Source organism: Pseudomonas fitomaticsae, from assembly GCF_021018765.1.
GTDB classification, from domain to species: domain Bacteria; phylum Pseudomonadota; class Gammaproteobacteria; order Pseudomonadales; family Pseudomonadaceae; genus Aquipseudomonas; species Aquipseudomonas fitomaticsae.
In genome coordinates, this window is record NZ_CP075567.1 from 1931330 (window position 1) to 1947197 (window position 15868).

Sequence of the window (15868 nt, forward strand, 5' to 3'; positions counted from 1 at the left end):
TTTGCTCAGGCTACAGCGGCGCCTCAGTCTTCAGTTCCAGATTATCCAGCACCCGATTTACCGCCAGTTCCGCCAGCATGATCAGCTGCCCGATACCCAGCAGCACATGCCGCTGCGGCGTATCGATCATCCCGGCGAAATCGCTGGCCATGGTTTTGGCCGAGGTCAGGGTTTCGCAGGCGTCAGCCAGCAGTTCTTCGCTGGGGATGCCGGGGGCGATCAGGTAGCGGGTGTTGGGTTTGAGCAGCGGTTTTCTGGGGTGGAACGGATTGAGGTAGTGATCGAGGGCGCGTTCGGCGGCTTCGTGGAATTTCTTGGAATCGAGGGTTTCGTAGGGCGAAGTCGAATCGACTTCCGGCGGGTTTGGCGTGGGTTTGACCATGGATAAAGCCTCTAGAGTGGTGGAGGCGCCACGCTTCGCTGCTAAACGAAAGAGGTGGCGGCCGTACGCGGGTTAGCAGACCAGGACTCTAGAACCCGGCGCACCGAAGTGCCCCACGCAAAGCCGCCATAACGTGAACGGACAGGCGTGAGCCTGATCACGAACGAACGGCATTGTGCGTCTAGAGTAGATCCGGGCTGCTAAACCCGATCGCTGCTTTTCAGCGACCGCCAAACAATAGAACCCACCCCCAAGGCGCACAAGCCGGCGGATTCTGGCGGATGCGTAGGCAAAGGCGCAAGGTGGTGTGGCTTTGCGGACATAAGCTTCAACACTATTCAACAAGGGCTTTCGAAGGCGCGGAACGACAAAACCCGCACTTCCGGATTAAAGGAAGTGCGGGCTTGAAGGACCGGGCTGAAAATCAGATGCGTGCTATTTAATTGCTATTCGCTCCATATCGAAGTGGTCGATTCCAATCAAATCCAGTTGAGGTGTTACGATTTGCATGAACCAAATATCATTTCCGGGCGCTCTGAAGGACACTAATTGTTGGTAGGGGTAATTGGCAAGATATTGAGTGGGATTTATTTTCTGTTTGTCCTTGTTTAAGAAGTTAACAGTGATATTGCTGTGTTGAACGAATCGGCAATAGCATTGGACGTAAGAGTATCCCCAGTTGAACTCAATAAGCATGTTCTGCGAACTTCCGGTCCCATGGACGTGCATCTCGAGGATCTGCCCCGAACTGGCGCCCGGTATTGCAGCGAACGGGCCACCGTGTGCAGGTAAAATACTCGACAGGGCGGTGATTCCCAAGTTGCCATCTCCCCCGATAAATCTGATGGTCATGCTTGCCAATTCGATGTGTCCGCCGACCGCAATGACATTTGTTCCGTAGTTGTCGAAGTTTTCCGACAATATCGGGGGCGCATTTTTGATTACATAGGGGATGGAGTATGGAAATACCACCTTGCTTTGCGGGTCAATGTTGAAGTAAACGGTCGTCTTGACCCGGAATGCTGAATTGTTTTTAAGTAATAACAGCTGCTCTCGCGAAATGGCACGACTGAAGCCATTCAGTTTTTCATCGGGAGTTAGTGTGCCACCCCGGACGACCGAGAAAGTAGAGGTGCCTTCGATATCTATATCGACAGTATAATTACCTACAGGAAATGGCCATGACTTGAATTCTACTGACGGTTGCTCTTTGAAAGCGTTAAGGTCCAATACGTTTGCAGAGTCAGCTTTATCAATGACCGAGACGGGAAACCGTTGATCCCCATCCGCAATCTTCTTCACATCAAACTTCCGCAATGGCGACTGCGCGATCTGCTTGCCCCCACGATTCAAGTTCCAGCGCAAATGAACCACTTGCCCGTGCCAGCTTGCCAACATCGCCACGGTCAAGAGGGTATTGATCCGGTTGTTGCTGTTGAACGCTACCAATGGAAACGTCTCAGAGCCCTTTGGGCTAACTACAATCAAGCGTGCGCGATCGCCCTCCCGTGCCTCAGGGAATTCAATCCGCACAGTGACGCCATCGGGATGGGCCAGCGGATCAATCGGACTTACCACCGGCTTCACCAAAGACGGTGGTTGCAACTCGATGACCTTCTCGTCACCGATCTTCAACGGCAGCGGTTCGGACATGACCCTGACTTTGTTCGGATTGATGATCGCGCATTGCACCATCAGCGACGAACCGGGGTAAGGGCCGACATATTTGGCAGGCACCTTGAAAATGATGGGTAGCGTCCGGTCGGTGACGATCTGCCGGAAAATGACAAGGACCGGCACCCCGGCATTGTCGACGGTTTGCCAGAGCAGTTGGACAGTCGCCCCCGATTTCAGAGGCCAATAGTCGGCGCACTGTACCTTGACCTCCTGGGTATCCACGGGGACGGTGCCGGTATTTTCCAGTGGCGTTACGGTGGGTTGGCCCAGTGTGAATGTTCCACCGGTAATGGTGACATCGGCGGGTTTCGACTCCTGGGTCTTGCCGGCTCGGGTCAGCGTGTAGGTCGCGCGGCAACTGCCTCTGATGAGGTTTTGCACACGGAAGTTTTCGACATCCACCTTCAACGAGCGGGTGGCGGCCGACACCGATATCGAGTAGCTATGGCTAACGGGGTCGCCCCCTTCGGTGACGCCCTCAAGTAAAAGCACCACCACATCACCAATCGCGAAAACCCCGGTGATCAATATCGGCATGGGGCCGCCCGCGAGCCAATCGTGGTGCACCACGTTGTCGATATCGGCCAATTCGAAAATGGGGGCAACCAGCAACACGATGCCGGGCTTGAATACAATCTCCAGTGCATCCGACCAGCCACTGGAGTTCTCAACCACATCGAAGACCTCCCATCGCACGATTATCAGGTTGGTGGGCTTGAGGGGGACGAGCATTTCCGGTGTCAGTTCGAATTCGATATCGCCCAGTGCGGTGACTTCGATTTCCAGCAGCAGCGGGCCGAAAGCGAGCACCACGGTGTCGCCGATTTGCTGATTGAAGTACTTCGGTACTGTCACAGACATCCCGTCGTTGATTACGGTCTGATCGATGATCGTTTCCGAGGCGACAGGCAATTTCAGACCCTGATTGAATGGCTTGCCGCCATCCGTGTCAGACTCGCCCGGGGCTGGACGTTTAAAAAACAGCAGGGCATGCGGCGAGTCCTCCGTAGAGTTGTCGCTGATACGGCGAACTTCGACCCATATATCCTTCTTTTCCGATAGCAGGGGGGGAAACTTGCTTTCCATGACGGCGGCGGAGATATAACAGGGGATATTTTTCGCTTCCCCGTTGCTGTCGAAATGTGCGTCGGTAACTGGAAACTCCACTACCGGCGCGTTTTTCGTTTCTATGAAGACTTTGATGTGGTCGCCGATCTCCATGTTCAGATAGGAAAGGATGTAAATCAGCAAGCCATTTCGGTCGCCATGCACCATGTTGATGTTGACACCCAGGCTGCCATCCGATTGAGACTTGTATCCGACCGGATTGGGCGGGGGTACGGCAAGTGCACCGATACCGCTGCGGTCAGGCGGAAAAACAACGATTGTTTCGGGGGTGGAATCGGACGCTGTAAGTGGACTGTTCATGTACGCGCACCTTCGCAAGGGGTGCCCGACTGTCTGGATGCCGGCACCGTTGATGAAGGATTAGAGCGCTGACGCGTAGGCCTGCCTACTGTCAGATCTGACAGGGGTACGAGGGTTTTCGACGAGCGGTTATCGTGCGGGGGCTCAGGACTTGTGCAACGTCTTCTGCCGCAAGATATAAACCGTCACCAGCACCGCACTGGTCAGCATGAACCCCCGCGCCCACATCAGTGGTACCAGGTAGCACGAGAACAGAATGCTCGCCCACATCAGCCCGATCGCGTAGACCTTGCCCTTGAGCGGTATGCCGTTGCCGTCGAGGTAATCGCGGATCCATGGCCCGAGCCGGGGATGCTCCACCAGCCATTGATAGAAACGCGGAGAGCTGCGGGCGAAGCAGGCGGCTGCCAGCAGGAGGAAAGGAGTGGTGGGGAGAACAGGCAGGAATATCCCGATCACCCCCAATGCCACGCTCAGCCAGCCGATGGCCAGCAGGATGTAGCGCAACATCAGGGGGCGGTTGCCTATGGGGTTGTCCATAGGCCGGATCTTAGTGGTGACGTGGCTTGAGGATCGCCGGTTTTTCGTCGGGTGCCTGGCACAGCAGGTACAGCGCGGTCAGGGCTTCCGGGATCTGCACGATCATGTCGTCCATCAGGTTGGCGTCCCTGGCGATGTCTTCGAACTCCGGCTGTTCGTCGAACAGGCCCGAACCGACCATGATCGGCAGCAACATTTCGCTGACTTCTTCTTCGGCGGTTTCGAACCAGGCCGCTTCGCGCAGGAACACGCCTTCCATGAAGCCGATGCACCAGCCGCGCAGTTCGGAATCGTCCGGGTCGTCGCCCAGGTCCAGTTCGCATGGCAGCTCGAATTCTTCATCGGAGGCCAGTTGGCGGGCGATGTGAGCCTTGAGGCCGATCAGCGTGGCTTCAATCTCTTCGCGCTGGGCTTCGCTGCTGTAATGCGGCTCTTCGGCGAACAGGGCGTCGATCCACTCACGATCCGGCACCACGTCGGCGCAGATCGACAGCGCAGTCAGGTAACCGTGAGCGGCCACGTAGTCCAGCGCCTCTTCATGCAGCTCGTCGGCGTCGAGGAAGACTTGCAGGCGGGTTAGTTGCTCGGCGAAGGACATTAAAGGGCTACCTTGGGGGAATAAACAATGCGGGAATTCTAGGCCTTCTTGAGCCCTCAAGCCAGCCGCACGGCAGATTTGCCCGCACAAGCTTCTTATCGGCGGTGCCCTTTGCCGGGAAGGGCTCGGGTATACTGCCGCGCTTTGCGATCCCTGCCGGTGTCGCGGCTGATTGTGTACGGCGCTATGCAACGCGCGCTTACGTTTTGTTTAAAGCAGCCTCGGCTGTCTTGAACCAGCCTGTGCAGGGATGTTTCGGTGGATTTTTGGAGTTTTTATGCTCGAACAGGCTCAACGCGTCCTCAAGGACATCTTCGGCTACGACAGTTTCCGTGGCCGTCAGGGTGCAATCATTGAGCGCGTGGCCAGTGGCGGTGATGCCCTTGTCCTGATGCCGACCGGCGGCGGCAAGTCCCTGTGCTTCCAGGTGCCGGCGCTGCTGCGCGACGGCCTGGCGGTGGTGGTGTCGCCGCTGATCGCGTTGATGGATGATCAGGTCGCCACCCTCGAAGAGCTGGGCGTGGCCGCCGCCGCGTTGAACTCCACATTAAGCGCTGAACAACAGCGCGACCTCGCCAACCGGATCAAGCGCGGCGAAGTGAAAATGCTGTATCTGGCGCCGGAGCGTCTGGTGCAGCCGCGCATGCTGTCGTTCCTGCAAGGCTTGAACATCGCCCTGTTCGCCATCGACGAAGCGCACTGCGTGTCGCAATGGGGCCATGACTTCCGCCCGGAATACCTGCAACTGGGGCAGTTGGCGGAAATGTTCCCCGACGTGCCGCGCATCGCCCTGACCGCCACCGCCGACAAACGTACCCGGGAAGAAATCGTCACTCGCCTGCACCTGCAGAACGCCGAGCGTTTCCTCTCGAGCTTCGACCGGCCGAACATCTTCTACCGCATCGTGCCCAAGGAGCAGCCGCGCAAGCAGTTGCTGGCGTTCCTGGCCGAGCGGCGTAGCGATGCCGGCATCGTTTATTGCCTGTCGCGCAAGAAGGTCGAAGAGGTGGCCGCGTTTCTCACCGAGCAGGGTTTCCCGGCGCTGCCGTACCACGCCGGTCTGCCCAACGATCTGCGCGCCTATCACCAGAAGCGCTTCCTCAATGAGGAAGGCCTGATCATGGTTGCCACCGTGGCGTTCGGCATGGGCATCGACAAACCCAACGTGCGCTTCGTCGCTCACCTCGACCTGCCGAAATCCCTTGAAGCCTATTACCAGGAAACCGGACGCGGCGGCCGTGACGGTCTGCCGGCGGACGCGTGGATGGCCTACGGTCTGCAAGACGTGGTGATGCTCAAGCAGATGCTGCAGAACTCCGAGGGCGACGAACGCCACAAGCGTCTGGAGCAGCACAAGCTCGACGCGATGCTCTCGCTCTGCGAGGAAACCCGCTGCCGCCGTCAGGCGCTACTGGCGTACTTCGACGAAGACATGCCCGAGCCTTGCGGCCACTGCGACAACTGCACCGACGGCGTGCAGACCTGGGACGCCACCGAGCCTGCGCGTCAGGCGCTGTCAGCGATCTATCGCACCGGCCAGCGTTACGGCGTCGGCCATCTGGTGGACGTGTTGCTGGGCAAGGACAACGAAAAGGTTCGCAGCTTCGGCCATCAGCACCTGTCGGTGTATGGCGTCGGCAAGGCGCTGAGCGAGAGCGAATGGCGCTCGCTGTTCCGTCAACTGGTCGCTCGCGGCCTGGCCGATGTCGATCACGAAGGCTACGGCGGGCTACGCCTGAGCGACACCTGTCGGCCGTTGCTCAAGGGCGAGGTGAGCCTGGAGCTGCGCCGCGACCTCAAGCCGCAAGTCAGCGCCAAGAGCGGCAGCAAGAGCCCGGCCAGCCAGCTGGTGCGGGGCGAAGAGCGCGAACAGTGGGAAGCGCTGCGTGCCCTGCGGCGCAAACTGGCGGAAGAACACGGCGTGCCGCCGTACGTCATCTTCCCCGACTCGACCCTGCTGGAAATGCTCCGCAGCCAGCCGACCTCGCTGGCGGACATGGCCCGGGTCAGCGGCGTCGGCGCGCGCAAGCTGGAGCGTTACGGCGAGGCCTTCCTCGAAGTGCTCGGCGGCGAGGCCGAGGCGCCGAAAGTGGTGGCCGACGTGCGCCACGAACTGATCACCCTGGCCCGCGCCGGCATGACGCCGTTGCAGATCTCCGGTCAGTTGCAGTGCTCGGAAAAGAACGTCTACACCATGCTCGCCGAAGCCATCGGCAAGCAGCAGCTGTCGCTGGAACAGGCGCTGGATCTGCCGGAAGACCTGATGGGCGAAGTCCAGGATGCGTTCCTCGACGGCGAAGGCGAGTTGCCGTCGGTCGCCGAAGTGGCCGAGCTGTTTGCCGGTCGCGTACCGGAAGGCGTGCTTTACTGCGTGCGGGCTGCGCTGCAATCCGAGTTTGAAATGTAAGAGGGCGTTTGTGCCAACCGTTATACGGTTGTAACGATTCAGTACAGGACGCCTCTTGCCTATAGGCAAATGTCATGCTTAGCTGACTAATAATTAGTTTTTCTCTATTTGTTCAGTCTAATCATGAGTGTTTTATGCCGTTAACCGATCAACACCGTTTTGGCATGCAATTGGCCCAGATGTCCCGTGGCTGGCGTGCCGAACTGGATCGCCGGCTGGCCGGCCTGGGGTTGTCCCAGGCGCGCTGGCTGGTGCTGCTGCATCTGGCGCGCTTCGAAGAGGCGCCGACCCAACGGGAGCTGGCGCAAAGCGTCGGCGTCGAAGGGCCGACCCTGGCCCGTCTGCTCGACAGCCTGGAAAGCCAGGGACTGGTGCAACGCCAGTCCGTGATGGAAGACCGTCGGGCGAAAAAAATCGTGCTGTGCTCACCGGCCCTGCCGCTGATCGAACAGATCGAAACCATCGCTACACAATTGCGCAAGGAATTGTTCGAAGGCGTCGACGAGGCGGATCTGAAGGTGTGCATGCGGGTTCACGGGCACATTCTGGCCAATCTGGAAAAGTCTTGAGGTACAACTGCGTGCCGTTTTTTTGAGAGATCGCGCTGGGCAGACTATAAGAACTACTGGGCAATATCGTGTTCGTACCGGATGTGCGAACGCATAGAAGTCGGTTTTGCTTATTTAAGGGATGCTCATGCTCGGAAGTCGGCACGTGGTACTGCGTTGCGCCAACTCGCTGTTGGTGGCCGGTGTTCTCACCTGGTCCACCGCGTCATTGGCGCTGGGGCTCGGTGACATCACCGTGCATTCAGCCCTCAATCAGCCGCTCAAGGCTGACATCGCTCTGGTGGATGTCGGGGGCGTCAGCGAAAGCGAACTGGCGGTCCGTCTGGCCTCGGCGGACGAGTTTGGCCGCGCCGGTATCGAGCGCGTGTTCTTTCTCAATGACCTCAAGTTCACTCCGATCCTGCGCGGCAATCGCAACATGATCCGGGTGACGTCCAGCAAACCGGTCAACGAACCCTTTCTGAATTTCCTCGTGCAGCTCGATCAGCCCAACGGCCACCTGCTGCGCGAATACACAGTGCTGATCGATCCGCCGGGTTCGCCGGGGATTGTCCCGGCCACCGACGAGCCAACTGCGCGTGCGCAATCGTCGGAGTTCCCGACCCCCGAGGCTCCCTCCGCAACCACGCCGGCCAAACCTGCTGCGCCGGTGCAGCCACCGGCCCCGGTCGCCGACGCGCAGGCCGAGCAGCTGGCGGCGAGCCTTGTGCAGAACCAGCAACTGCAAAAAACCATCGATGAATTGAACGTGAAGCTTCAGGCCCAGGAAGTGCTGATCGCTGACGGCAAGAAACAGCTCGGTGATTTGCAGGCTCGTCTGATTGAAGTGCAGCAGGCTCCGCCAGTACCGGTAGCCCCCGTGGCGCCTGCGCCTGCGCCGGTCATTGCCCCGGTCGAGTCTCAGGAGGATTCACTCAACTGGCCGCTGCTCGGCGGATTGCTGCTGGTACTGGGGTTGTTGGTGGCAGGGCTGTACGTGCGCCGGCAACGCCAGCAGGCGCAAGGAGCCGAGGCGCCGTTGCCGTTCCTGCCGGTACGCAACGAACCTCCGGTCGACGACGTCGAACCGATGCAGCCGAGTACAGTTCACAGTGCTGTCGAGCATCGCGATGACCACGCCAACGGCGATGTGCTGGAAGCGGTCGGCATTTATCTGGCCTACGGACGCTTGGGTGAGGCTGCCGGTCTGTTGCGCGATGCGTTGCAGCGGGAGCCGGAGCGCATCGACCTTGGTGTGCAGTTGCTTGAAGTGCTGGGGCGGCAGGGCGACACGCCGGCCTATGACGAGCAGGAAAACCGTCTGCGCCAGCTCGGGGTCGAGGATCAGCGTTTGCAGGAGATTCGCGCCCGCTATCCGAAACTGGTCAGTGCCGCACCTTTGGTGTCGGCCCCGTTGATTGCCGCAGTGCCGATCGCCCCCTCTGTGGAGCCGGAACCCGAAGACAATTTTGAACTGAACCTTGATCAGCTCTCAATGGCCTCCAGTTGGGATCTTGAGGAAACGCGCCCGGCCACCACAGCACCTGAACAGGCTCCATCAACGCTGGGTTCCGATCTGCAGGTATTGCCACAGGATTTCGAGTTGCCGGAAAACTTGCCCGACGATGCTGAAACCGCCGAGCTGGAATGGATCGCCGAGCCTGAAGCGCAGCCACTGGACGAGGACTTTCTCAACGAGTTTGGCGATCCCGGTTCGTCGCTGTCGCTGGAGCCACTGGAGCTGCATGCCCCGGAACTGGACCCCGAACCCTCGGACGCCGCCAACGCCGGCAAGCTCCAACAGGCCCAGACCTGCATCGATGACGGCGATATCGACAGCGCCATTGCCTTGCTCAACGAACTGCTCAAGGAAGCCGACGAACCCCTCAAGCAAACGGCGCGCACGTTGTTGGCGGGGATTCGTTGACCGTTGTCAGAAGGTCTGCCCGAGGTTGAGGTACACCGCCTGCTCATCCGCATCGTTCAGGCCATAACTGAAATTCAACGGCCCCAGCGGCGTATCGAAGCCGATGAACACACTGGCGGCGTTGATGTAGCCGCTGTCGAACTCGTTGTCGTTGTTCCATGCCCGGCCGCGTTCCAGTGAGGCGCCAGCGTACAGCGGGAAATCCAGTGGCAGGTACGAACGCGGCGTGAGGCGGCGGTAATACACCGCGCGCATCAGACTGACGTTCTGTCCGGAGATCGCGTCCTCGCGGAAACCGGACAATTGCCGGGCACCGCCGAGCAGGAAACTGGAGGTCACCACGTTGGCATCGTCCAGCGTGCGGCCGTAACGGCCACCCAGAATCAAAGTGTCCGGGCCACTGCTCATGGCCTTGTCCAGTTTGAACTCCCACTGCCGGTAGCGCGTGTCGGAGCCCAGGCTCGGCTCGAACTGCACCAGCGTCAGGCCGATGTCTTCGCCTTCGTGGGGGTAGTAGACGTTGTCCAGCGAGTCGAACGAGTACTTCAGCGCATAGAACCCTTCGTTGAAGTTTTCGCTCGGTAGATCCTGATCGCCAATCCGCACATCCGCCTTGCCCCAGGCTTCGCCGACGCCGAAACGGACTTCGCCGCTGTTGCCGATCTGCCGACCGAAATTGAGGCCGAAGCCGTAGCGTTCGACGCGATACTGGGCGATCGGATCGTTGTCCAGCACCGAGTCGACGTTCTGCGCGGCAAACGACGCATAAGGCGCGACGAAGTAGCGAGAGCCCACGTCCAGTGGTTGATAGAACTCGCTGTACAACTCTTGTTTATCGCCGATCTGCGCCCGGGTCAGCCATTCCGCACCGAGGCGGTTGATGCCGTTCATGCGGTAACTGGCGCCGAGGTTGAAAGCGCTGTCGCCGCGCATGTCGTCCGACAGGTTGAGGCCGACCCGCAGATAATCGGTGCCGGTGCGTTTGCCCCGCGCGCTGATCACCAGCGTGTGATCCGCGCCCTTGTGCACCACGCGGTATTGCACCTGCTCGAAGTAATCGAGGCCGTACAGGGTGCCCATGTCGGTCTGCAGACGACCCAGATCCAGCGGTTCGCCGATATGCTGGCGGATGTAGTAGCGGATCACGTCATCGCCGACTTTCGAGTCGTTCTCGACCTTGATCGCGGTGATGATCGGCGTGCGCTGGCCCGGCGCGCGGGCGGCGTTGAGTTCAGCGTCCTGCGACTGCACGGGTTTGAGGCGTGCGAGGCGCACGTTCAGGGCCTGGGTCGCGCGGTAGCCGGCGTCGATCATCTCCTGGCCGCGACCGAAGTCGGTGGCGCCGAAACTCGCCAGCGGCGGCTGGATCAGCACGTCATCGGGGTGCAGGGTCGCCAGTTGCTCTTCGGAGTTGCGTCGGGTCATCAGGGTGATCGACTGGTTCAGCACATCGACCACGGTCACCAGTTGCTTGCGGTTGCGCAGCGGGGTGCCGATGTCGACCACGATGGCCACGTCGACGCCCATTTCCCGGGCCACGTCGAGAGGGATGTTGTCAGTCATGCCGCCGTCCACCAGCAGACGACCATTGAGTTCGACCGGGGCGAACACCGCCGGGATCGACATGCTGGCGCGGATCACCTGGGGCAGGTGGCCCTTGCGGAACACCACTTTTTCGCCGTTGGCGATGTCGGTGGTCACGGCGCGGAAGGGGATGGGCAGCTTGTCGAAATCCCGGGTGTCACTGGTGTGGGCCAACAGGCTTTCCAGCAGCAGCGCGAGGTTCTGGCCCTGAATCACGCCCAATGGCAGGCCGAGGCTGCCGTCATCGCGAAAGCTCAGTTTCTGTTTCACCAGAAAGTCGCGGTCGTCCTGCTTGCGCCGGAACGGCACGTCTTCCCGGGGCGGGGCGTCGGAGAGCGCCTGCTGCCAGTCGATGGTCAGGGCGAGTTTTTCCAGCTCGTCGATCTTGTAGCCCGAGGCGTACAACCCACCGACCACCGCGCCCATGCTGGTGCCGGCAATCGCATCGATCTTGATGCCTTGTTCTTCCAGGGCCTTGAGCACACCGATGTGCGCCAGCCCCCGGGCCGCGCCGCCGGACAAAACGAGGCCGACTTTGGGGCGCGTTGCCTCACTGGCATGAACAAACAGCGGAAGGAAACCAAGCAACAGGCAGATCAGAAGACGACGCATCGTGAGTCTCGGGGCGAGCGATAAAGCCGGCTATTATAGCGGCGCCCTCTGGCTCAGGAGTTTCAGCGATCATGACCGTCACAAAACCGGAAATCGTCATCACCTATTGCACGCAATGCCAGTGGCTGTTGCGCGCCGCGTGGCTGGCGCAAGAACTGCTCAGCACCTTCGGCGACGATTTAGGCAAAGTGTCACTGGTGCCGGGCACCGGCGGGGTGTTCCACATCACCTGCAACGACGCGCAGATCTGGGAACGCAAGGCCGACGGCGGTTTCCCGGAGGCCAAGGTGCTCAAGCAGCGGGTGCGCGACCAGATCGACCCTGACCGCGACCTCGGCCACAACGACCGTACTCAGTGAGAGGCGGCTTCGGCCGCGACGGTTTTCTTGTCGCTGCTGCCTGACATCCGGCTCGACACCACGATCGCGACGATGATCAGCGCGCCGCCAATCAACATGCGCAGGGTCGGATCTTCATCGAACAGCAACCAGGCCACGGTAATCCCGTACACCGGCTCCATGGCGAACACCACCGCGGCGGTGCGCGCCTTGATTACCGCGAGGCTGGCGACGAACAGGCTGTGGGCGACGCCGGTGCAGAACACCCCGAGCAGACCGATCCACAACCAGTCGATGGCGCGCACTTCGCTCAGTTGCGGCGCCGCCACCGGCAGCAGACACAACGCCACCACCACGTTCTGACACAGCGCCGCCTGCACCGCCGGGATGCGCCCGGAGCTGGCGCGGTTGGTCAGGGACAACAGGGAAAACAGCAGGCCGGACAGGATCGCCCAGAGCAGGCCCGTGGTCGCGCCGCTGGCCAGATCGAACGCCGGGGTCACCAGCACCAGTCCGACACTGACCAGCACTACCAGCACGATTTCGTTGATGCGGATGCGTTCGCGGAAGATCAGCCCTTCGAGGATCACCGTGAAGGCCGGGAAACTGGCGAAACCCAGGGTCGCAATGGCGACACCCGCGACCTTGACCGCAATGAAGAAGCTCACCCAGTGCCCGGCCAGCAGCACACCGCTCAGGGCCAGTCGCCGCCAGTCCACGGCCTGCAGTTTCTGCCAGCCGCCCTGTTGGGCGAAGCGGGCAAAAAACGCCAGGGCCAGCACGGCAAATGCGGCGCGCCCGAACACGATGACGGCGGGCGTTGCGGCCGCGAGTTTGCCGAAGACGCCGGTCAGGCCGAACATCAATGCGCCGATATGCAGGGCGCCGAGGGCGGTACGGGGAGTCATTGCAGTCCTTTTTCCAAACACCATTTCAGGCACACATTGAAACGTGTAACAGCCGAAAAGTCTGTCGGCAGGCTATCGACTTTTGTCGTCAGCCTCGCGTCGCAATTGTGTAGGAGAGGTGCCGAACTCACGCAGGACGGCGGCCGAGAACGCACTTTGCGAGTTGTAGCCGACACGGCTGGCCACTTCACCGATGGGCAGCGTGGTGTTGCGCAACAGCGCCACGGCTTTGTGCAGACGGCGACTGCGAATGTAGTCCATCGGCGTTTGCCCGCATTCGGCGACGAACCGCGCATGTAACCGGGCGCTGGATAACCCGGCGACGCGCGCCAGATCCGCGACCTGCAGCGGATAGGCCGCGTACTGCTCGATGTGCGCATCGAGTGCCGCGTAGGGCAGGCGGCGCGCGACGATCTCGGTGGGTGGCACGTGGTTCAGGCTCGCCAGCAACAACACCGCGCCCTGTTGCGCAATCAACGGATCGTCCACCGGACTGTTTGCCAGCCAGTTGACCAATTGACCCTGCCCGGCATCCAGCGACAACCGGGCTGCACTGTCCAGCAGTCGCCGGCTGGAATCGGCGTGATTGCCCAGGGAGCGTGTCAGCCATTGTTCGTCAGGCACATCCAGCACCAGACAGCGGCTGCCCTTGGGACTGCCGCACGCGTGATGCGCGCCGGCGGGGATCACCACGAAGCTCTGCTGCAATACCTGACTGCCGCGCCCTTCGACTTCGAAATCCAGCGCGCCGGACAGGCCGAACACCAGTTGCGCGTGGTCGTGGCTGTGGGCGATCAGGTCGTGGCTGTAATGGCGCAGGGTCAGGATCGGTTGCATGGCGGTCTCCGGGCGAGCCGCCAGTCTACACCGGTGCAGGGGCGACGCGTTTGTCACACGACTGACGCATACCTGTCATGGTCGATTAACCGGGCGCGCGCAGAGTGGCGAAAACATCGCAGAGGGTTGCCCATGACCAGCGCCGAGCTCGCCAGACCCAGCCGTAAACAACGGGTTCGCACCCTGTGGATCTCCGACGTGCACCTGGGCACGCGAGATTGCCAGGCCGAGCATCTGTCGCAATTTCTCAAGGGCTATCACGCCGACAAGATCTATCTGGTCGGTGACATCATCGACGGCTGGAAGCTGCGCGGCGGCATGTACTGGCCCCAGGCGCACACCAACGTAATCCGCCGTTTGCTGACCATGAGCAAGCGTGGCACCGAGGTAATTTACGTCACCGGTAACCACGACGAATTCCTGCGCCGCTATTCAAAACTGATTCTGGGCAATATTCAGTTGGTTGACGAAGCAGTACACGTCACGGCTGATGGCCGTCATCTGCTGGTGATTCACGGCGACCAGTTCGACGTGATCACCCGCTATCACCGCTGGCTCGCGTTCCTCGGTGATTCGGCCTACGAATTCACCCTGACCCTCAACCGCTGGCTCAATCACTGGCGGGCGAAATACGGTTACGGATACTGGTCGCTGTCGGCCTATCTCAAGCACAAGGTGAAGACCGCGGTCAGCTTCATCAGCGACTTCGAAGAAGCCATCGCCCACGAATGCGTGAAGCGCGAGTTGCACGGTGTGGTCTGCGGGCACATTCACCACGCCGAGATCCGCAAGGTCGGCGAGGTGGATTACCTCAACTGTGGCGATTGGGTGGAGTCGTGTACGGCGCTGATCGAGCACTGGGACGGCACGATCGAGCTGTATCGCCTGGCCGATGCACAGGCGCGGGAAGCCGAATTGAAAGCGGCGAAGGTTGCCGAGCTGGCTTAGGATCTCTGGTGGTTTCGATGGCCTCTTCGCGGGCAAGCCCGCTCCCACAGGTTTCGCGCCGTACACAGAATCTATGAGCGACGCGGTCACTGTGGGAGCGGGCTTGCTCCGGGCGGCGATCCGACGAAGAGGCCGGTACAGCCGACATCAAATTCAGGCCGGGGTGTGCTCTTCCATCGCCGCTTTGTAGATCGAGTTCTTCGGCTGGGCGAACAGCCTTTCCATCATCGGTTCGAAGAAGCTCAGCGGCAGGGTGTCGTACTCGGGGTCGAACGCCGCCGCGTCGTATTTGGCGCAGAACTCCGCGGTCGCCAGAAACTGCGGGTGGTCGCTGAATTGCTCGCGCAGGTGACGATCCATGCCCAGGTGATGGAAGAAGTAGTAGCCCTGGAAGATCCCGTGTTTTTCCACCATCCACAGGTTTTCGGCACTGACGAACGGCTTGAGGATGGCGGCGGCGATGTCCGGGTGATTGTAGGAACCGAGGGTGTCGCCAATGTCATGGAGCAGGGCGCAGACCACGTATTCCTCATCGCGTCCGTCGCGAAAGGCGCGGGTGGCGGTTTGCAGCGAGTGGGTCAGGCGATCCACCGGGAAACCGCCGAAATCGCCTTCGAGCAGTTTCAGGTGGGCCATGATCCGGCCCGGCAACTGACGGGCGTAGGCGCTGAAATCCGCCGCAATGATCGCCCAGTCGTCCTGTGTGCCGTCCTTCATGTGGGTGAAACGTGCAGTGGCATTCATCGGCAGTCCTCTTGGTCGGAATTTCTAGAACGGCACGCGGCCCAGGATCATGTCGCGGTACATGACGAAGTCGCCGAGCAGGCTGTAGAACGGGTGCTGGAAGGTGGCCGGGCGGTTTTTCTCGAAAAAGAAATGGCCGACCCAGGCAAAGCTGTAGCCCGCCAGCGGCAACGCAAGTAAAAGCAGCCAGGCGCCCTTGGCGATGGTCAGGGCGAGAATGAAGATCACCAGCGTCGTGCCGATGAAATGCAGGCGACGGCAGGTGCTGTTGCTGTGCTCGCTGAGGTAATACGGATAGAACTCGGCGAAGCTGTTGAAATGCTTGATGGTTTCCACGACTGCGATCTCTGTGGTTATTGTTCTGATTGCAAGTTGTTCGGCGGGTAGCTT

At 60.5% G+C, this 15868-nt stretch carries 14 protein-coding genes; 5 read left to right on the top strand and 9 right to left on the bottom strand.

Going from position 1 to position 15868, the window contains the following annotated elements; all coding sequences use genetic code 11:
- Positions 1-10 precede the first annotated feature (10 nt).
- The 4 genes from KJY40_RS08690 to KJY40_RS08705 all read right to left on the bottom strand — a co-directional run bounded on the left by KJY40_RS08690 (position 11) and on the right by KJY40_RS08705 (position 4625).
- The gene (locus KJY40_RS08690) at positions 11-382 is read right to left on the bottom strand and encodes a DUF6124 family protein (protein ID WP_192553080.1); all 372 of its coding nucleotides are present in this window, start codon (positions 380-382) and stop codon (positions 11-13) included.
- 435 nt (positions 383-817) lie between these two features.
- Complete coding sequence (locus KJY40_RS08695; protein WP_230736209.1) at positions 818-3487, bottom strand: hypothetical protein; 2670 nt, start codon at positions 3485-3487, stop codon at positions 818-820.
- Between the two features lie 144 nt (positions 3488-3631).
- A complete protein-coding gene (locus tag KJY40_RS08700) occupies positions 3632-4027 on the bottom strand; it encodes a YbaN family protein (RefSeq protein WP_230736210.1) in 396 nt (131 codons plus the stop codon).
- A gap of 10 nt (positions 4028-4037) precedes the next feature.
- A complete protein-coding gene (locus tag KJY40_RS08705; RefSeq protein WP_085605689.1) occupies positions 4038-4625 on the bottom strand; it encodes a UPF0149 family protein in 588 nt (195 codons plus the stop codon).
- A 277-nt stretch (positions 4626-4902) separates the two neighbouring features.
- Between KJY40_RS08705 and recQ the strand changes: the two genes are divergently transcribed.
- From recQ to KJY40_RS08720, 3 genes are all read left to right on the top strand, one after another.
- On the top strand, positions 4903-7032 hold the full coding sequence (gene recQ / locus KJY40_RS08710; protein ID WP_007958398.1) for a DNA helicase RecQ: 2130 nt from the start codon (positions 4903-4905) through the stop codon (positions 7030-7032).
- Positions 7033-7166: 134 nt separating this feature from the next.
- A complete protein-coding gene (locus KJY40_RS08715; protein WP_007958397.1) occupies positions 7167-7601 on the top strand; it encodes a MarR family transcriptional regulator in 435 nt (144 codons plus the stop codon).
- Between the two features lie 127 nt (positions 7602-7728).
- On the top strand, positions 7729-9507 hold the full coding sequence (locus tag KJY40_RS08720) for a FimV/HubP family polar landmark protein (RefSeq protein ID WP_230736212.1): 1779 nt from the start codon (positions 7729-7731) through the stop codon (positions 9505-9507).
- Positions 9508-9513: 6 nt separating this feature from the next.
- Here the strand turns inward: KJY40_RS08720 and KJY40_RS08725 are convergent, their stop codons facing one another.
- On the bottom strand, positions 9514-11703 hold the full coding sequence (locus KJY40_RS08725; protein ID WP_230736215.1) for a patatin-like phospholipase family protein: 2190 nt from the start codon (positions 11701-11703) through the stop codon (positions 9514-9516).
- 71 nt (positions 11704-11774) lie between these two features.
- Between KJY40_RS08725 and KJY40_RS08730 the strand changes: the two genes are divergently transcribed.
- Positions 11775-12062, top strand: coding sequence for a SelT/SelW/SelH family protein (locus KJY40_RS08730; protein ID WP_230736217.1), 288 nt, complete (start codon positions 11775-11777; stop codon positions 12060-12062).
- Here KJY40_RS08730 and KJY40_RS08735 read toward each other — a convergent pair.
- Together KJY40_RS08735 and KJY40_RS08740 are read right to left on the bottom strand one after the other, a co-directional pair.
- A complete protein-coding gene (locus KJY40_RS08735; RefSeq protein ID WP_007958389.1) occupies positions 12056-12949 on the bottom strand; it encodes a DMT family transporter in 894 nt (297 codons plus the stop codon). The genes KJY40_RS08730 and KJY40_RS08735 overlap by 7 nt on opposite strands.
- Positions 12950-13021: 72 nt before the next feature.
- The gene (locus KJY40_RS08740; protein ID WP_230736219.1) at positions 13022-13786 is read right to left on the bottom strand and encodes an AraC family transcriptional regulator; all 765 of its coding nucleotides are present in this window, start codon (positions 13784-13786) and stop codon (positions 13022-13024) included.
- 132 nt (positions 13787-13918) lie between these two features.
- Between KJY40_RS08740 and KJY40_RS08745 the strand changes: the two genes are divergently transcribed.
- On the top strand, positions 13919-14734 hold the full coding sequence (locus tag KJY40_RS08745; protein ID WP_007958385.1) for a UDP-2,3-diacylglucosamine diphosphatase: 816 nt from the start codon (positions 13919-13921) through the stop codon (positions 14732-14734).
- Positions 14735-14887: 153 nt separating this feature from the next.
- Here the strand turns inward: KJY40_RS08745 and KJY40_RS08750 are convergent, their stop codons facing one another.
- Together KJY40_RS08750 and KJY40_RS08755 are read right to left on the bottom strand one after the other, a co-directional pair.
- On the bottom strand, positions 14888-15478 hold the full coding sequence (locus KJY40_RS08750; RefSeq protein ID WP_207985384.1) for an HD domain-containing protein: 591 nt from the start codon (positions 15476-15478) through the stop codon (positions 14888-14890).
- Between the two features lie 24 nt (positions 15479-15502).
- The gene (locus tag KJY40_RS08755; protein ID WP_127797264.1) at positions 15503-15814 is read right to left on the bottom strand and encodes a DUF962 domain-containing protein; all 312 of its coding nucleotides are present in this window, start codon (positions 15812-15814) and stop codon (positions 15503-15505) included.
- Positions 15815-15868 lie beyond the last annotated feature (54 nt).